The organism is Oleiphilus sp. HI0132, assembly GCF_001635845.1.
Genome location: NZ_LWGJ01001809.1, coordinates 1 through 712, shown reverse-complemented (window position 1 = coordinate 712; position 712 = coordinate 1). Strand labels below are relative to the sequence as shown.

At 46.3% G+C, this 712-nt stretch carries 1 protein-coding gene; it reads right to left on the bottom strand.

Annotated features, from left to right (window positions below):
* The coding region (gene cobA / locus A3766_RS27360) for a uroporphyrinogen-III C-methyltransferase (RefSeq protein WP_068643370.1) at nt 1-712 on the bottom strand (712 nt) is incomplete at both ends.

Sequence of the window (712 nt, the reverse complement as noted above, 5' to 3'; positions counted from 1 at the left end):
TTAGTCATCATCTGTTCATGCCTGGTGGCTTCATCAAGCAAAGTAGCCTGATCAAAACCTTCGGTATCCAAAGCATTTACCACTCGGCCAATAACAATCAGTGTTGGCGGCTTGATTTGGTTCGCTAGAACAAATTCTGGCAAATCTGAAATATTGGTTCGATAGGTTCGATGATTCTCTGTGGTGCCGTTACTGATTAGGGCAACCGGCATGTCTTCGGCCAAGCCGTTATTAATTAACTCTCTAGACAGTATTGGTGATGTTTTAATACCCATGTAAATCACAACAGTGTGATCTTCACGTGCCAAAGCCTGCCAAGGTAAATCCAGCGTATCATCCTGAAGATGGCCCGTGATAAAAGTGCAACCATGAACAAAATCCCGGTGAGTTAATGGAATGCCGGAATAAGTCGTACAACCTGAAGCAGCGGTAACACCTGGGACGACTCGGCAAGCAACCCCCGCATCCAACAGTTCCTGAACCTCTTCACCACCACGACCAAAGATAAAAGGGTCACCGCCTTTAAGACGAGCAACCTTCTTGCCGCTCATCGCTTTTTCGACAATCAACTGGTTTATTTGCTCTTGGGGCAAAGCATGGTCGGCACTTTTCTTACCCACATAAATACACTCTGCCCTGGGCGACACTAATTCCATCACTTCAGCACTGACCAAGCGGTCATAAATAACACAGTCAGCCTGCTTGATTAAGC